The sequence below is a fragment of the Methylobacterium jeotgali genome (assembly GCF_022179345.1).
Classification (GTDB): Bacteria; Pseudomonadota; Alphaproteobacteria; order Rhizobiales; family Beijerinckiaceae; genus Methylobacterium; species Methylobacterium jeotgali.
In genome coordinates this window covers 1-16,522 of record NZ_BPQR01000041.1, presented here as the reverse complement: position 1 = coordinate 16,522, position 16,522 = coordinate 1, and the positions used below count along the sequence as shown (strand labels likewise).

The window sequence follows — 16,522 nt, the reverse complement described above, 5'->3', positions numbered from 1 at the left end:
TTCGGTTCATTTTCGTTGCGTTGCAATAATCAGCCGGCCGCGTCGGCACGCAGGAGCACCAGCCCCTCTGACGGACGCAACGCCGTTCTTCCGTCGATCCGGTCGCCCCCTCGGCCGCCGTGGCTGCACAGGAGAACGGTCCAGGCCGCTCCGTCCGGCAGAGCGCAGATCCGATCTTCGTCGGTGAAGTTCAGCACGATCCGGAAGGTTGCAACGGCGTCGTAGCGCTCGTAGGCGAACACCCCGTCGACTCCCTCCTGGCAGGTCCGGTATGCGCCTTCCGCAAGGGCGGCATGCTCTCGCCGCAATGCAAGAAGGATGCGGTAGAGCGTGAGGATCGACCCCGAGGCATCGCGCAGCGAATCGACGTTCCGCGTGCGGTAGTCGTTCGAGAGCGGGAGCCAAGGCTCGGCGTCGGAGAAGCCGGCATTGTCGCCGTCGTCCCACTGCATCGGCGTCCGCTCCGGGTCGCGCCCGTGGCCCGGCTCGTTGCGCTCCCACGGATCCTGGACCCGCTCCGGCGGGATCGGCACGTGGCCGAGGCCGATCTCGTCGCCGTAGTAGAGCGTCGGGGTGCCGCGCAGGGTCAGCAGCAGGATCGCGGCGATGCGCGCCTGATCCGGGCCGATCCGGGCCGCGATGCGCGGTCGATCGTGGTTGCCGAGCACCCAGTTCGGCCAGCCGCCCTCGGGAAGCGCCGCCTCGTAGTTCTGCACCAGCTCCGCCACGGCGTCGGCCCGCCACGGCGTCTGGATGAGCTGGAAGTTGAAGGGCAGGTCGGCGCAGTCGAGGTTCGGCCCGTAATAGGCGACGAGGCGCTCGATCGGCAGGTAGATCTCGCCGATCAGCACGCGCTCCTCGTAGGCGTCGAGCACGCGGCGCATCTCGGAGATTACGTCGAAGACCTCCGGCCGGTCCGCGGAATAGACCTGGGTGAAGCGGTTGATCTCGGGTTCGTGCGCGAGGAAATCCGGGTTCGCCGGGTTGTCGCGGAAGCCCTCGTCCTTGATGAGGTGCCAGATCACGTCGACGCGGAAGCCGTCCACGCCCCGGTCGAGCCAGAAGCGCAGCACGTCGTGCATGGCCGCGCGCACCGCCGGGTTGCGCCAGTTGAGGTCCGGCTGCTCCCGCAGGAAGGCGTGGTAGTAGTACTGTCCGCTCGCCGCGTCGAAGGTCCAGGCGGGGCCGCCGAAGTTGCTCAGCCAATTGTTCGGCGGCCCGCCGCCGGGCGCCGGGTCGCGCCAGATGTACCAGTCCCGCCGCGGGCTCTGCCGCGAGGCGCGCGCCTCTTGGAACCAGGGATGCGCGATGGAGGTGTGGTTCGGGACGAAGTCGAGGATGACCTTGAGCCGCCGGCGATGGGCCTGCGCGACGAGCGCGTCGAAATCCTCCAGCGTTCCGAAGAGCGGGTCGATGCCGCAATAGTCGGCGACGTCGTAGCCGAAATCCGCCATGGGCGAGGGAAAGATCGGCGAGATCCAGACCGCGTCGATCCCGAGCCAGGCGAGGTAGTCGAGCCGGGCGGTGATGCCACGCAGGTCCCCGACGCCGTCGCCGTTGGTGTCCTGAAAGGAGCGCGGATAGACCTGATAGACGGTCCCCCGCTGCCACCACGCCGTCGGACGGCGGACCCCGGACCCCTCGCTCGCAGCCATCGACGCCTCCGGTTCGAGCCCGTGGGCGTGAGGTTGCCTCGTTCAGGTCCTCTTCAAGAGTCCGTCGTCAAAATCCCGGCCTGTTTCGGTCCAAAGCTCGACACAGGCTCATGGCTGTGTCGACTGGAACACAGATGCCGGGCATGACGTTTGCTGCGCTAACCGTTCGACCTGGAACGGTTCGACAAGCGTTCCGCCTTGCGACACGATGTCGGCTCGACGATCCGGCCACCGGCCAGGAGCGCGATCCGGCCCTACGAGGCCGATTGGGGGATTCACGATGCTGAACGAGGTCCTGCCCGGGCTCGGGCAAGTCGAGGATTCGAAGGGCGCGGGAGACCGGCGCTCTTCCATCGAGCCGGCGCAGCCGCTGCACTCCGTCCCGGCAAGGCCGGTCGCGGCCGACGCCGTGACCGAGATGCGCGAGGCCATCCTCGGCAAGCTCGCCTTCGCCATCGGCAGGAGCCCGGCCAACGCCCGCGAGCGCGACTGGTACGCCGCGACGGCGCTCGCCCTGCGCGACCGGATCGTCGAGGCCTGCGTGGCCTCCGATGCGGCGGTGCCGAACAAGCGCGTCTACTACCTCTCCCTCGAGTTCCTGATCGGGCGCCTCACCTCCGACGCCCTGAACAATCTCGGCCTGTTCGAGACCACGAAGGCGGCGCTCGCCCAGCTCGGCGTCGCGCTGGAGGATGTCGAGGCCGCCGAGCCGGACGCCGCGCTCGGCAATGGCGGGCTCGGCCGTCTGGCCGCCTGCTTCATGGAAAGCATGGCGAGCCTGTCGATTCCGGCGATCGGCTACGGCATCCGCTACGATCACGGCCTGTTCCGACAGTCCCTGGAGGACGGCTGGCAGCGGGAGGCGCCCGAGACCTGGCTCGCCGAGGGCAACCCCTGGGAGTTCGCCCGCCCCGAGGCGACCTACACGATCGGCTTCGGCGGCAGCGTCACCATGAGCATGGCGAGCGAGGGCGTGATCCGCCGCCATTGGGCGCCGGCCGAGACCGTGAAGGCGGTCGCCTACGACGTGCCGGTGGTCGGCTGGCGGGGGCGCCACGTCAACACGCTGCGCCTCTGGAAGGCGGAAGCCGAGTCCGCGATCGATCTCGCGCGCTTCAACGACGGCGACCATGTCGGCGCCGTCGCGGCCCGCGCCCGCGCCGAGGCGATCTCCCGCGTGCTCTACCCGAGCGATTCCTCGCCCGCCGGGCAGGAGCTGCGCCTGCGCCAGGAGTACTTCTTCACCTCGGCCTCGATCCAGGACCTCGTGCGCCGGCACGTGGCCGAGCGCGGCGACGTGCGCTCGCTCGCCGACCACGCCGCGATCCAGCTCAACGACACCCATCCGGCCATCGCCGTGCCGGAGCTGATGCGCGTCCTCCTGGAGGATCATGCGCTCGGCTGGGAGGATGCCTGGGACGTCACCACCCGCACCCTCAGCTACACCAACCACACCCTCCTGCCCGAGGCGCTGGAGACTTGGCCGGTCGAGCTGATGGAGCGGCTGCTGCCGCGCCACATGCAGATCATCTACCTCATCAACTGGATGCATCTCGAGGAGCGCGGCAAGAGCGGCCAGGGCGGCGCCGAGCATCTCGCCGCCGTCTCGCTGATCGACGAGACCCATGGCCGCCGGGTGCGCATGGGCCACCTCGCCTTCCACGGCTCGCGGCGGGTCAACGGCGTCTCGGCGCTCCACACGGACCTGATGCGCTCGACGGTCTTCAAGGACCTGCACGCGCTCGATCCGGATAAGATCGTCAACAAGACCAACGGCATCACCTTCCGCCGCTGGCTGCACAACGCCAATCCGGAGCTGACGGCGCTCGCTGTCGAGGCAGTCGGGCCGGGCGTTCTCGACGATCCCTCGCTCCTGCGCGGGCTCGATGCCTTCGCCCGGGATTCCGAGTTCGTCCGCCGCTACGCCGCCGTCCGGCGCGGCCGCAAGGAGGCGCTCGCCGTCATCGTTTCCGAGCGCACCGGCATCGACATCGATCCCTCGGCGCTGTTCGACGTGCAGATCAAGCGCATCCACGAGTACAAGCGCCAGCTCCTGAACATCCTGGAGACGGTGGCGCTCTACCAAGCCATCAAGGCGGAGCCGCACCGGGACTGGACGCCGCGGGTCAAGATCTTCGCCGGCAAGGCGGCCCCAAGCTACGTGCGCGCCAAGCTCATCATCAAGCTCGCCTGCGACGTGGCCCGCGCCGTCAACGACGATCCGGAGGTAGCCGGCCGCCTCAAGGTCGCGTTCCTGCCGAACTACTCGGTGAGCCTCGCCGAGGCGATCATCCCCGCCGCCGATCTCTCCGAGCAGATCTCGACCGCCGGCATGGAGGCCTCGGGCACCGGCAACATGAAGCTCGCCCTCAACGGCGCGCTGACCGTCGGCACCCTCGACGGCGCCAATGTCGAGATCCGCGAGCACGTGGGCCCGGAGAACATCTTCATCTTCGGCCTCACCGCCGCCGAGGTGCTCGACCGGATGCAGGAACCGGGCTACGCGCAGGCGGCCATCCGGCAGTCGCCGCGTCTGGCCGCCGTTCTCGACATGATCGCGTCCGGCCGCCTCTCCCCGGAGGATCCCGGCCGCTACCGCGCCCTCGTGGACGACCTGCGCTACCGCGACCAGTACCTGCTCACCGTCGACTTCGACGACTACTGGCGCGCCCAGCGCGAGATCGACCGGGCCTGGGCCGAGCCGAAAGCGTGGTGGGCGAAGGCAGTCCACAACACGGCGCGGATGGCGTGGTTCTCCTCCGACCGCTCCATGCGGGAATACGCCGAGGAGATCTGGCGCGTGCGCGTTGCATAATGCGCGTTCCGGCGAAGCAATCTCTGCTTCGCCGGAGGAATGCGCGCCGCGACGGGGAGCCGCGTCCGCCCCTATGCGGGTCGGGTCGCACGGCTCCGAGGCGTCTCAGCCTTCCGGCAGCACCACGGCGTGGCAGCGGGCGCCCGCCGCCGCCGCCAGGACCTCCACGGCCTCGACCGCCGCGCGACCGGCGCAGACATGCACGACGTCGGTCGTCAGCAGGTGCGGGACATGGGCCGTCAGAGGCCCCGGACGCACGTCCGGCGGCCGCTGCCGCGAGCGCGTGCTGGTGAGGGTGATCCGGCTCACGCCGGTCGCCCGCAGCCAGTCGAGCGCCGGGCGCATGTAGAGGTCGAGCGGGTCGGTGGCGCCGACCACCAGCGCCATCTCGCGATCCATCTCGATGTAGCGGGCCGCTCTGGCGATGGACCACGCCTGCGCGAAGCCGCACCCTTCCGACACGATGACCAGGCGGCCGCCGCCGGTGCGATAAGCGGCGCGCCCCTCGGGGCCCGTGGCTTGGACCGGCGCCCGGAGCGCGATCTCGGTTCCAAGCCGGTCGCCGAGGCTCGGCTCCGCGCCGCCGCGCGGCAGGTGGAAGACGAGCTCGTTCAGCTCGGCGCTCCCGTCGACCCGCAGCGTCGGGCAGAGGAGCGACGGTTCCTGCCCCTCGAAGGCGAGGCCGACCTGATGGCCCGGCTCCAGCTTCAGCGGGCGCCGCAGCGTCACCACGGCCTGTACGACGTGCGGTGAGAGGGCGGCGACCTCGGTGAGCGTGCCGGGCCGCGTCTCGACGCGCACCGGCGCCGCGCTCTCCGCGCGCGGTGCCTCGGCGGCGAGGGGCAGGGCCGCGAGGCGGCTCGGCTCCGGCCGGATTCCGCGTGCGGCCGAGCGGCGCGGCGACGGTCCCGGCCCCTGGCCGAGCATGGCCGTGCCGTGCGCACCCTGGACGGGTGCGATCATGCCGTCGGCCACGGCGGCCTCGACGGAGGTATCGCCCGGCGAGACGCGCACGGCGCGTCCGTTGACGACGAGTGAGCAGCGCCGGCTCATGCTCGGCTCTCCGAGATCGTGCGTCGCGGCCGGCTCAGGCCGGCACGCGCTGAAGGTCGTCGCCGCGGCGGCGCTCGGAGAGGGCTCGGAGGCGCGCGCGAAGGCCTTCCGTCTCGGCGCGCTCCGCGACGAGAACGGCCTTCATGATCGCCACCTCGGCCTGCATGCGCTCGAAGCTGCCGTCGGGGCGGGCGGGCACCTCCCGGACGGGCATCGTTTCCGAGCGCCGGGCGGCCTGGATCGGGCGGATCATCACGCGACGCACGATGTCGCTGCTCCGCCGCTCGCGAGCCCTTCGCGCCGTCTCGATCATCGCGCCCACTCCGCGTCCGCTCGCCGCCGCGATGCGGCGTCCGGGGAAGCATTCAGCGCGTTTATGGTTAAGGCGGCTTTAAGTCGATCCGCGAAACACGGTCCCGTCGTGTCTCAAGCGACTTCCTGCGCGGCCCCGACGAGCTGGCGCGCCTGCTGGCTCGTGAGCGGATCGCCGAATGCGTAGCCCTGCGCGTACTCGCAGCCGAGCTCGGCCAGCACCTGGGCGTCCTCCTCCGACTCCGCGCCCTCGGCCACGATGGCGAGGTTGAGCTCGCCGGCCATGCGCACGATGGAGCGCAGCATGGTGCTCTTCCCGGCCGCCGCCTGCCGCACGAAGCTCTGGTCGATCTTGATCATGTCGAAGGGGAAGCGCTGGAGATAGGAGAGCGCCGTGTAGCCGGTGCCGAAATCGTCGAGCGAGAGGCCGGCGCCGAGCGCGTGGATGCGCTCCAGCATCTGCGCCGCGTATTCCGGGTTCTCCATCACCAGCCCCTCGACGAACTCAAGCTTGAGCGAGCCCGGCAGCACGCCGGAGCGGGCGAGCACGGTCTTCACGTCGTGCAGGAGGTCGTGGCGCAGGAGCTGGCGCGAGGAGACGTTGACGGTGGCGAAGATCGGCGGCTCGACCTCCAGCGCCCGCTGCCAGACGGCGAGCTCCAGGGCCGCCCGCTCCAGGGCCAGGATGCCGAGGTTGACGACGAAGCCGCTCTCCTCGGCGACCGGCATGAAGGTCGAGGCCGGCACGCGCCCGAGCTTCGGGTGGTCCCAGCGCAGCACCGCCTCGAAGCCGGCGACGGTGCGGTCCTCCAGGCGGACGATGGGCTGGAACAGCACCTTCATCTCGCCGCGCTCGACGGAGCGGCGCAGGTCGCTCTCCAGCATCAGCCGGTCGGAACGGTCGGCGCGCATGGTGGCGCGGAACACCTCGCTGCGGTCGCCGCCGCCGCGCTTGGCCTGGATCATCGCGAGCTCGGCGTTCTTGAACACCTCCTCGCGCTTGTGGACCGACTCCGCCTCGTAGAGGGCGATGCCGACGGAGACGGTGAGGAAGATCTCGCGATCGGCGTAGGTGATCGGCGTGGCGATGGTCCGCCGGATCATCTCGGCGAAGGCCAGGATGCGGTCCGGGTCGCGCTCGGAGACGAGGATCACCGCGAACTCGTCGCCGGCCACGCGGGCGAGCGTATCCTGCGGGCGCAGCAGCCGGCCGAGGCGGCGCGAGAGGGTGAGCAGGATGGAATCGCCCGCCGAGAGGCCGATGGCGTCGTTCACCGCCTTGTAGCGGTCGATGTCGAGGACGATCACGGTGGGCTTCAGCCGCGCGTCCTGCGCGGCGAAGGTGAGGGCGGCGTCGAGCCGGTCCTGGAAAAGCTCCCGGTTCGGCAGGCCGGTGAGGCTGTCATGGACCGCGTCGTGGAGCAGGCGCTCCTCGGCGGTCTTCACCTCGGTCACGTCGGCGAGCGTGCCGACGATGCGGATGACCTCGCCGTCGGAGCCGATCACCGGCCGCGCCTTCAGACGATACCAGTAGTAGGCCCCGGCCGCCGCCCGCAGGCGGAAATCGTGGACGATGCGGCCGCGCCGCTCCTCGATCACCGTGTCGAGGGCCGCCGAGTAGCGCTCGACGTCGAAGGGGTGGAGCAGGCCGAGCCAGTTCGAGGCCGGGCCTTCGAGCGCGCCGCGCTTCAGGCCGAGCTGGCTCTCGACCTCCTGTCCGGCGAAGACCCGGTCGCCCGGCACGTCCCAGTCGAAGACCACGTCCCCGGCCCCCGTCAGGGCCAGCGCCCGGCGCTCGGTGTCCGAGACGAGCGCGTGGGTGAGGCTGCCGCCGGCGAAGGCGTGCTGCATCACCGTGAAGCCGATCAGCATCACGATCAGCACGAGGCCGCCGATGAGGGCCGGCTGCACGAGGTCGCTGCCGATCTGGCCGGTGATGGCGAAGCCGGCGGCGGCGACCCAGACGAGGAGCAGCGTCCAGGTCGGCACCAGCAGGATGGCGCGGTCGTAGCCGTTATGGGCGGCGAGGTAGACGATGAGCAGAAGCCCGACGCCCGCCACCGCCGCGATCGAGATGCGTGCCACGCCCGCCGCCACCGGCGGGTCGAAGGCGGCGAGCGCCACGAGGCCTGCGAGGAAGGCGAGCCAGAAGAAGGCCACGTGGCTGTAGCGCACGTGCCAGCGCGACAGGTTGAGGTAGGCGAACAGGAAGACGAGGAGCGTGGCGCCGAGCACGGCTTCGGCGGAGGCCCGATAGACCCGCTCCGCCAGCTCGGTGACGGGGAAGATGCGCTGCAGGAAGCCGAAATCGATGCAGGCATAGGCCAGGACCGACCAGGCCAGCGCCGCGGCGGCGGGGAAGATGATCGCGCCCTTGACCACGAAGATGATCGTCAGGAACAGCGCCAGCAGGCCGGCGATGCCGATGATGATACCCTTGTAGAGCGTCAGGCCGGTGGACTTCTTCCGGTAGGCCTCCTGATCCCAGAGGTAGACCTGCGGGATGTTGGGACCGCGCAGCTCGGCGACGAAGGTGACGGTCGTGCCGGGATCGAGGGTGATGACGAACTGGTCGGCCTCCGGGTTCTCGTCGCGCTCCGGGCGGATACCCTGGCTCGCGGTGATCGCGGCGATGCGCGAGCCGCCGAGATCGGGCCAGACCACGCCCGAATCCACCAGGCGGAAGTGGGGAGCCACGAGCAGCAGGTCGATCTGCTCGTCGGTGTCGTTGGTGAGCGCGAAGACCATCCAGTCCGGGCGGGCGCCGGCATCGCGGGCCTTCACCTGGATGCGGCGTACGATGCCGTCCTTGCCCGGCGCCGTGGAGATCTGGATGAGGTCGCCGTCCGAGCGGTAGCGCTCGATCGCCCCCGTCAGGTCGATGACCGGCGCGTCGAGCGTCACGCGCACCGCCTCGACGGCGCGCGCCGGCACGAGGGCGCCGAGCAGAAGGACGAGCGTGAGGAGGAGAGTGCGCACCAAGCGAGGATTCCGGCCGGGCCAGCGTCAGCGAATACGGCTCAGGTTACGCGCAGTCGTAGAAGCGGGGTCTCGCGCGGGCAAGGTGCGCGAGCCGTCCCGACGGCGCGGCCCACGTCTTCTTCGTGCGAGGCCGGGCCCCGGATCGCGCGGGTTTGCGGCCAAAACATGCTCCGGTCGCGCACGCAGAGCGTGTCAGGCGGCGCGAAGGCCGTCTGTCACATGTCCGAGGGTGGGCAGCTTGGCGATCGGTCCGATGGCGGCGAGCGTCGGTGCGCCGTCGAGCAGCGCGGCGCCGGCGGCGCGCACGTCCTCGACGGTGACGGCGTCGACCTTGGCGACGACCTCCTCGGTCGGGATCACCCGGCCCCAGGCGAGAAGCTGCCGGGCGTTGCGCTCGATGCGTCCGCCGGGCGCCTCGAGGGCGGAGAGCAGCGACAGCTTGAGCTGGGCGCGGGCGCGGGCGATCTCGACCTCCTCGACGTCCCGCGTCGCCCGGCGCAGCGCGGCGAGCGTCACGTCGATCAGCTGCGGGATGTCCTCGCCCGCCGTGCCGGCGCCGATGCCGAACAGGCCGCAATCCGAGAAGGGCCAGTGGAAGGCCTGGATCTCGTAGGCGAGGCCGCGGGTCTCGCGCACGTCCTGCCAGAGCCGGGAGGTGAGGCCGCCGCCGAGCACCTGCGAGAAGATGTGCAGGGCGTAGTAGGTCTCGTCGCGGAAAGAGACGCCGGGCAGGCCGAGCACGAGGTTCGCCTGCTCGAGCCGCCGCTTCATGCGCCGCTCGCCGCCCCGGTAGACGCCCGGAACGGTCGTCGCGTCCGACGAGGCCGGGCGCGCGCCGAGATGGCGGCCGGCCGCCTCGACGATCGCGTCGTGGTCGACGGCGCCGGCGGCGGCGAGCACCATGCGGTCGGGCGTGTACTCGCGGGCGAGATAGCCCTCGATCGCCGCGCGGTCGAAGCTGCGGATCGTCTCGGGCCGCCCGAGGATCGGCCTGCCGATCGGCTGATCGGGGAAGGCGGCCTCCGCGAAGGCGTCGTAGACCACGTCGTCGGGGGTGTCCTCGACGGCGGCGTATTCCTGCAGGATCACGCCCTTCTCGCGGGCGAGCTCGCCCTCCTCGAACACCGAGTTGGTGAGGATGTCGCCGATCACGTCGAGGGCGACGCCGACATCCTCGCCGAGGACGCGGGCGGTGTAGCTGGTGCCCTCGGTGCTGGTGGCGGCGTTGATCTCGCCGCCGACGTTCTCGATGTCCTCGGCGATGCGGCGGGCGGAGCGCGTCGCCGTGCCCTTGAAGGCCATGTGCTCGATGAGGTGGCTGAGCCCATGCTCCTCCGGCCGCTCGTGCCGGGAGCCGGCCCCGACCCAGACGCCGAGGGTGGCCGTGGCGATGCCCGGCATCGCCTCCGTCGCCACCGTCAGGCCGTTGTCGAGTCGGCTGATGCGCAGGCCCGGCGAGGCGCCATGCGTCGAGAAGTGGTGGTTCATGCTCAGGCGCCCCGCGTGATGCGGGCGCGCTCGCGGATCAGCGCCTCGACGGCCGCCTGATCGTTGGCGACCTCGGTGACGCGCTCCGGCCGGTCCATCAGGTCGGCGAGGTGCGGGGGCAGGGCAGGGCGCACGCCGCTCGTCGCCCGCTCCACCGCGTCGGGGAACTTGGCCGGGTGCGCGGTGGCCAGCGCCACGACCGGCGTCGCCGGGTCCTTCGCCAGCAGGCGCCGGCCGGCCCGCACGGCGATGGCGCTGTGGGGGTCGAGCACCACGCCGGTGGCGGCGTGGGTCTTGCCGATCTCGTCCATCACCTCCGGCTCGGGCACGGAAGCGGCGTCGAACTCGGAGCGGACCCTCTCGAGCACGTCCGGTGGCACGGTGAAGCCGCCCGACTGCTTCAGACCCGCCATCAGGCGCCCGAGCTGCGTCGCGTCCCGGTCCAGAGCTTCGAACAGAAGACGCTCGAAGTTCGAGGAGATCTGGATGTCCATGGAGGGCGAGGTGGTCGGCTGGACGCCGCGCAGCTCGTAGGCGCCGTGCTCCAGGGTGCGCGCCAGGATGTCGTTGGCGTTGGTGCCGATCATCAGGCGGCCGATCGGCAGGCCCATGCGCTTGGCGACCCAGCCGGCGAGGATGTCACCGAAGTTGCCGGTCGGCACCGCGAAGGACACCTCGCGATGGGGTGCGCCCAGCGCCACCGCGCTGGTGAAGTAGTAGACCGCCTGCGCCGCGACCCGCGCCCAGTTGATCGAGTTGACGCCCGACAGCCGCACCGCGTCGGCGAAGTCCGCGTGCTGGAACATCGCCTTCACGATGTCCTGGCAGTCGTCGAAGGTGCCGTGGACGGCGAGCGCGTGGACGTTGTCGGCGCCGACGCTCGTCATCTGCCGGCGCTGGACGTCCGACACGCGGCCGTGCGGGTAGAGGACGAACACGTCGACCTGATCGAGGCCGCGGAAGGCCTCGACAGCGGCGCTGCCGGTATCGCCGGAGGTCGCGCCGACGATGGTCGCGCGGGCGCCGCGGGCGCGCAGCACGTGGTCCATCAGCCGCCCGAGGAGCTGCATCGCCACGTCCTTGAAGGCGAGCGTCGGGCCGTGGAAGAGCTCCAGAAGGAAGAGGTTGTCGTCGAGCTGCGTCAGCGGGCAGATCGCGCTGTGCCGGAAGGTCGCGTAGGCGGCCTCGATCATCGCGTCGAGATCCGCATCGGCGATCTCGCCGTCGATCAGCGGACGCAGCACCCGCTTGGCGGCGTCCGCGTAGCGCAGGCCGGCGAGCCCGGCGATCTCCTCCCGCGACAGGCGCGGCCAGCTCTCGGGCACGTAGAGGCCGCCGTCACGGGCGAGACCGGCGAGGAGGGCGTCGGAAAAGCAGAGCGGCGCGGCGTCGCCGCGGGTCGAGACGTGGAGCAAGGGGGCCTCCGGCAAGGCGCCCCGTCTACACGAAGGCGGCGGCGGTGTCGAAGCGCCGGACCGGCCGGGCGGTCAGGTATTGGTGCCCGCCGCGCGGGTCAGGCGGCAGCCGGTGATGCGCCACGTGCCGTCCGCCTGGCGCTCCACGCCGTACTCCGCCTCCCAGTCGATCCCGTCCTCGTCCTGGATCCGCGCGCCCTGGCGCAGGGCGTCGCCGCCCGTCTCGCGCGTGTCGGCGAAAGCGAAGCTGCGGTGACGGTAGACGGCCCGGTACTGGGTGCGGACCATGCCGAGGAACACCTCGGGCGTCGGGAACAGCGCCTGGATGCCCGGTGCCGCCTGCGCGTAGGCCGCGCCGGCATCGTCCCGCCCGAAGGCCTCGACCTGCCGGGTGATGGCGGCGCGGGCGGCCATGCGGTCCGCCTCGTCGAGGGCGAGCGCCTTCGACGCCATGCCGGAGAGAAGGAGTGCCGTCAGGACGGCTCGGGGCTTAGCGCGCATCGGACGTCTCCGCGGACATCCGGGAAGTAGATGGGCTCGCGCCTCCGGCAAGCGCCTGCGCTACCGCGCCCGCAGCCGGCCCCAGGCGAAGACGGCGAAGACGCCGATCAGGCAGGCGGCGATGCCGAACCAGGTGAAGGCGTACTGCATGTGGTTGTTGGGAAGGTCGACGCGCAACTGTCCGCCCTGGGGCCAGGCGGTCGCCGGAACGCCCGGCGCCTTCGCGGCGTCCGCCTCGATGAGATACGGGGCGACCGCTCCGAGCCCGCGCGCCGCGGCGATCGCCGGCACGTCGCGGGTGAACCACTCGCCCTTGACGGGATCGGATTCAGGCACGAACGCGCCCCGCGTCTCGCTCGCCCGCAGGAGGCCCGTGACCGTCGTCTCGCCCTCGACCAGCCCGTCCGCCCGGTCCTCCCGGCGCTTGAGCTCGGTCGGCACGAAGCCGCGATTGACCAGCACGACGCTGCCGTCGTCGCGCTTGAAGGGCGTGATCACGTAGAAGCCCTGCCGGGCGCGCCCCGGCACGGTGCCGGGCGCGAGCCCGTGCACGAGCGTCTCGGCGCCGTTGTCGAACCGGCCGGCGACGGCGACGTGACGGAACTCGTCCCGCGCGGGCTGCCACTCCGCCGGTGCCGGCGGCGCCTCGGGCGCGGCGCGGGAGCGCTCGACGATGCGGGCGATCAGCGCTTCCTTCTCGCCCTTGCGGGTGAGCTGCCAGGTGCCGAGCCCGAGCAGGATCGCGAGGCATACGAGCGTCGCGATCCCCGGTGCGGCGAGCGTGCGGAACGCCCCGCGTCGGGCGGCCGGCTCGGGGCTCACCGCTGGAAGCGCCCCTGCTCGGCCTTGTTGGCGTATTGAAGCGCGATCAGCATCCCCTTCAGCGGCCGCACCAGCAGCAGGCTGAGGCCGATGGAGAGGGTGCCCGCGACGAGGGCGTGCACCCACATCGGCGGCTCGTAGGCGATCTCCAGCCAGAGGGCGAGGCCGACCACGACGAGGCCGACGATCGACATCACGAAGAAGGCCGGGCCGTCCGCGGAATCGAAGCCCGCATAGTCGAGCCCGCAAGCCTCGCAGGACGGCCGCAGGGCGAGGAATCCCTTGAACAGGTGCCCTTCGCCGCAGCGGGGGCAGCGGCCGCTCAGACCGGTCGGGATCGGGGCCGGCCGCATCTCGGGAGGTGTCATCGGGATCGCTCCTGGCGCCTCGCCGCCGGAAGGCGGCGCCCTGCGCCTGATATGGGACCGTTTCTCACGAAAAAGGGCGGCCCGAGGCCGCCCTTTCCGCACAGCCGCCATGCGTCGGATCGCTGCCCTCAGTGGGCGGCGTGGCCGATGCCCGAGCCCCAGACGTAGATCGCGGCGAACAGGAACAGCCACACCACGTCGACGAAGTGCCAGTACCAGGCGGCGAACTCGAAGCCGAGATGCTGCCGGGGCGTGAACTGGCCGAGATAGACCCGGTACAGGCACACCGCGAGGAAGATGGTGCCGATGATGACGTGCGCGCCGTGGAAGCCCGTCGCCATGAAGAAGGTGGACGAGTAGATGCTGCCCGAGAAGCCGAAATGGGCGTGGGCGTACTCGTAGGCCTGGCAGGCGCTGAAGATCACGCCGAGCAGGATCGTCAGCCAGAGACCGTACTTGAGGCCCTTGCGGTCGCCCTTCAGCAGGGCGTGGTGCGCCCAGGTGATCGTGGTGCCCGAGGTCAGCAGGATCAGCGTGTTGAGAAGCGGCAGGTGCCAGGGGTCGAAGGCCTCGATCCCCTTCGGCGGCCAGACGCCGCCGGTGAACTCCACGCGGGTCGGCTGGATCGGGTCGGCGGTGTAGAGCGCCGCCTCGAAGAAGGCCCAGAACCAGGCGACGAAGAACATCACCTCGGAGGCGATGAACATCATCATGCCGTAGCGGTGATGGAGTTGGACGACGCGGGTGTGGTCGCCGCTGTTGGCCTCGTGGACGACGTCCTTCCACCAGGACAGCATCGTGAAGAGCACGCCGATAACGCCGGCGCCGAAGATGTAGGGGCCGGGGCTCAGGGTGCCGACTTGGAGGCTCTTCATCCAGAACACGGCGCCGAAGGCCATCAGGAAGCCGGACATGGCGCCGATCAGCGGCCACGGGCTCGGGCTCAGGATGTGAAAATCGTGGTTCTTGGCGTGCGCCTCGGCCATCGTCCCGTCTCTCCTCGCCCCCGGCCTTCGCGGCTCGGCTGTTATCGTTTCGATCCCGGGGACACGGCCCGCGAGGGCCCGTCCCGAAAGTCCTTATGTCCGCCCGCGTCTATTGTCACGCTTGCCGCGCGTCAGAAACGCGTCTCCCGCTTCGCGGCACCCGTGCCTGCGACCGCAGCCTGCGCCGGCACGCCGTTCTTGGCAGCGAAGTAGGTGTAGGACAGCACCATCTCGCTGAGATGGCCGGTGTTCGAATCCTCGCGCATCGCCGGCTCCACGTAGAACACCACGGGGAAGTCCATGGTCTCGCCGGGCTGCAGGGTCTGCTCGTTGAAGCAGAAGCACTGCACCTTCACGAAGTAGCCGCCCATCAGCTCGGGCTGCACGTTGAAGGTCGCCACGCCGGTCGCTGGCACGGGGCCGTCGTTGCGCACGCGGAAGAAGACCGTGGTCGTCTCGCCGAGCCACGCCTCGACCTTCGGGGTCTCGGCCCGGAAGCTCCAGGGCAGGCTCGAGGCAACGTTGGTGTCGAAGCGAACGACGAGGGAATCGCCCGAGCGCGCCACGGCGGCGCTCGGCGCAGGCCCCTGGCGCGGCGTGCCGCCGAAGCCGGTCGCCTTGCAGAAGGCGTCGTAGAGGGGCACCGACGCGAAGGCGAGGCCGGTCATGCCCACGACGACAGCCGCGCAGGCGAGGGCGGTGCGCCCGGTCGCGTTTCCGAAGGGGTTGGCCATGCCGGTCCTCCCTCAGAGCGGCCGGTTGAGGACCTGAGGTCCGAGCTTGGCGATGGTCAGCACGAAGAACAGCACCACCATCGCGCCAAGCGCCAGCGCAATGGCAATCGACCGCTTGCGGCGGCGGCGCTCCTCGTCCGGCGTGAGGGCCGGATAGCGCGGCGGCTCGGGCCGCTCTCCGCCCTCGATCCGCGCCCTGTCGGGGGCGCCGTTCACGCGATCACCGCCCGGAACAGGCCGAAGCTCTGCTCGGCCAGCAGCGCGGAGAAGAGCGCGAACAGGTACAGGATCGAGAAGCCGAACATGCCCATGGCGGCGCGCTTCTCGGCCTCGCCCTCGCGATGGCGCAGCACCTGGATGCTGAACGCCACCATCGCGAGGCCGCCGAGAAGGGCGACGACCGCGTAGATCAGGCCGCCGAAGCCCAGCGCCACGGGGGCGAGGCCGAGGGGAGCGAGGAGCAGCGTGTAGGCGACGATCTGGCGGCGGGTCGACTCCGGCCCGGCGGTATTCGGCATCATCGGGATGCCGGCCCGCGCGTACTCGCCGGCCTTGACCAGCGCCAGCGCCCAGAAATGCGGCGGCGTCCAGATGAAGATGATCGCGAACAGAACGAGCGACTCGATCCCGACCGAGCCGGTGACGACGGCCTGGCCGATCACCGGGGGGAGGGCCCCGGCGGCGCCGCCGATGACGATGTTCTGCGCGGTCGTGCGCTTCAGCCACATCGAGTAGATCACGGCGTAGAAGACGATCGTGAAGGCGAGCAGGCCCGCGGCGAGCCAGTTCGCGGCGAGCCCGAGCACCAGCACCGAGCCGACCGACAGCACGAGGCCGAAGGCGAGCGCCTCGTCCGGACGGATGCGCCCGTCCGGGATCGGCCGCTTGGCGGTGCGGGTCATCACCGCGTCGATGTCGGCGTCCCACCACATGTTCAGGCAGCCGGAGGCGCCAGCGCCGATGGCGATCATCAGGAGCGAGATGAAGCCGACGATCGGCTGCACATGCCCGTGGGAGACGACCATGCCGACGAGCGCGGTGAAGATGACGAGCGCCATCACCCGCGGCTTCAGGAGCGCGAAGTAGTCCGGCACGTCGCCGCCGACGCTGGCCGCCGGGATGCGGGCGTCGCCGCTCGGGAGGGTGTTCGTTACGCTCGTCATCGACATCACTGCTGCTGCGGGAACGCCGGCTCCGTGGCAGAGCCGAACCGGAACAGTTCCAGGCACTTCGGCGAGAAAGGGTCTTGTCGGTCCGCCCTTTCCGGAAAGCCGCGCCGGCGGATTTCGGGGAAGGGCGGGGGCCGCCGGCACGGCGGCCCCCGCCCTTCCCCGAAATCCGCCGGCGCGGCTTTCCGGAAAGGGCGGACCGACAAGACCCTTTCTCGCCGA

General features: G+C 70.7%; 14 protein-coding genes. 1 reads left to right on the top strand and 13 read right to left on the bottom strand.

All coding sequences use genetic code 11. The annotated features are described in order from the left end of the window. Window positions 1–29: 29 nt before the first annotated feature. On the bottom strand, window positions 30–1,655 hold the full coding sequence (locus tag MFF04_RS12210) for an alpha-amylase family glycosyl hydrolase (RefSeq protein ID WP_238276130.1): 1,626 nt from the start codon (window positions 1,653–1,655) through the stop codon (window positions 30–32). Between the two features lie 280 nt (window positions 1,656–1,935). Here MFF04_RS12210 and MFF04_RS12205 point away from each other — a divergent pair, with 280 nt between their 5' ends. After that, complete coding sequence (locus MFF04_RS12205) at window positions 1,936–4,470, top strand: glycogen/starch/alpha-glucan phosphorylase (RefSeq protein ID WP_238276128.1); 2,535 nt, start codon at window positions 1,936–1,938, stop codon at window positions 4,468–4,470. Between the two features lie 105 nt (window positions 4,471–4,575). On the opposite strand, the gene MFF04_RS12200 is transcribed toward MFF04_RS12205, so the two are convergent. The 12 genes from MFF04_RS12200 to MFF04_RS12145 form a co-directional block, all read right to left on the bottom strand. After that, window positions 4,576–5,523, bottom strand: a complete 948-nt coding sequence (locus MFF04_RS12200; RefSeq protein ID WP_238276126.1) for a ferredoxin reductase domain-containing protein — start codon at window positions 5,521–5,523, stop codon at window positions 4,576–4,578. 34 nt (window positions 5,524–5,557) lie between these two features. Continuing rightward, on the bottom strand, window positions 5,558–5,788 hold the full coding sequence (locus MFF04_RS12195; RefSeq protein WP_238276124.1) for a hypothetical protein: 231 nt from the start codon (window positions 5,786–5,788) through the stop codon (window positions 5,558–5,560). Window positions 5,789–5,949: 161 nt separating this feature from the next. Beyond that, window positions 5,950–8,814, bottom strand: coding sequence for an EAL domain-containing protein (locus MFF04_RS12190; RefSeq protein ID WP_373320033.1), 2,865 nt, complete (start codon window positions 8,812–8,814; stop codon window positions 5,950–5,952). Window positions 8,815–9,009: 195 nt separating this feature from the next. Beyond that, on the bottom strand, window positions 9,010–10,305 hold the full coding sequence (locus MFF04_RS12185; RefSeq protein WP_238276120.1) for a M16 family metallopeptidase: 1,296 nt from the start codon (window positions 10,303–10,305) through the stop codon (window positions 9,010–9,012). 2 nt (window positions 10,306–10,307) lie between these two features. Further along, window positions 10,308–11,720, bottom strand: coding sequence for a threonine synthase (gene thrC / locus MFF04_RS12180; protein ID WP_238276118.1), 1,413 nt, complete (start codon window positions 11,718–11,720; stop codon window positions 10,308–10,310). Between the two features lie 72 nt (window positions 11,721–11,792). Further along, window positions 11,793–12,221, bottom strand: coding sequence for a DUF4864 domain-containing protein (locus MFF04_RS12175; protein WP_238276116.1), 429 nt, complete (start codon window positions 12,219–12,221; stop codon window positions 11,793–11,795). 60 nt (window positions 12,222–12,281) lie between these two features. Next, complete coding sequence (locus MFF04_RS12170) at window positions 12,282–13,043, bottom strand: SURF1 family protein (RefSeq protein ID WP_238276114.1); 762 nt, start codon at window positions 13,041–13,043, stop codon at window positions 12,282–12,284. After that, on the bottom strand, window positions 13,040–13,411 hold the full coding sequence (locus MFF04_RS12165; RefSeq protein WP_238276113.1) for a DUF983 domain-containing protein: 372 nt from the start codon (window positions 13,409–13,411) through the stop codon (window positions 13,040–13,042). Before MFF04_RS12165 ends, MFF04_RS12170 begins: the two co-directional genes overlap by 4 nt. Window positions 13,412–13,539: 128 nt before the next feature. Next, on the bottom strand, window positions 13,540–14,397 hold the full coding sequence (locus MFF04_RS12160) for a cytochrome c oxidase subunit 3 (protein WP_238276112.1): 858 nt from the start codon (window positions 14,395–14,397) through the stop codon (window positions 13,540–13,542). A 131-nt stretch (window positions 14,398–14,528) separates the two neighbouring features. Continuing rightward, a complete protein-coding gene (locus MFF04_RS12155) occupies window positions 14,529–15,131 on the bottom strand; it encodes a cytochrome c oxidase assembly protein (RefSeq protein ID WP_238276111.1) in 603 nt (200 codons plus the stop codon). A 12-nt stretch (window positions 15,132–15,143) separates the two neighbouring features. Next, window positions 15,144–15,320, bottom strand: a complete 177-nt coding sequence (locus MFF04_RS12150; RefSeq protein WP_502692914.1) for a cytochrome c oxidase system small membrane protein — start codon at window positions 15,318–15,320, stop codon at window positions 15,144–15,146. A gap of 23 nt (window positions 15,321–15,343) precedes the next feature. Then, window positions 15,344–16,294, bottom strand: coding sequence for a heme o synthase (locus MFF04_RS12145; protein WP_238276110.1), 951 nt, complete (start codon window positions 16,292–16,294; stop codon window positions 15,344–15,346). Between the last annotated feature and the right edge of the window lie 228 nt (window positions 16,295–16,522).

Bases quoted from the DNA above. Each gene is read 5' to 3' on its own strand.
- MFF04_RS12210 (WP_238276130.1), bottom strand. From the start codon at position 1,655: ATGGCTGCGAGCGAGGGGTCCGGGGTCCGCCGTCCGACGGCGTGGTGG.
- MFF04_RS12205 (WP_238276128.1), top strand. From the start codon at position 1,936: ATGCTGAACGAGGTCCTGCCCGGGCTCGGGCAAGTCGAGGATTCGAAG.
- MFF04_RS12200 (WP_238276126.1), bottom strand. From the start codon at position 5,523: ATGAGCCGGCGCTGCTCACTCGTCGTCAACGGACGCGCCGTGCGCGTC.
- MFF04_RS12185 (WP_238276120.1), bottom strand. From the start codon at position 10,305: ATGAACCACCACTTCTCGACGCATGGCGCCTCGCCGGGCCTGCGCATC.
- MFF04_RS12175 (WP_238276116.1), bottom strand. From the start codon at position 12,221: ATGCGCGCTAAGCCCCGAGCCGTCCTGACGGCACTCCTTCTCTCCGGC.
- MFF04_RS12165 (WP_238276113.1), bottom strand. From the start codon at position 13,411: ATGACACCTCCCGAGATGCGGCCGGCCCCGATCCCGACCGGTCTGAGC.
- MFF04_RS12160 (WP_238276112.1), bottom strand. From the start codon at position 14,397: ATGGCCGAGGCGCACGCCAAGAACCACGATTTTCACATCCTGAGCCCG.
- MFF04_RS12155 (WP_238276111.1), bottom strand. From the start codon at position 15,131: ATGGCCAACCCCTTCGGAAACGCGACCGGGCGCACCGCCCTCGCCTGC.
- MFF04_RS12145 (WP_238276110.1), bottom strand. From the start codon at position 16,294: ATGACGAGCGTAACGAACACCCTCCCGAGCGGCGACGCCCGCATCCCG.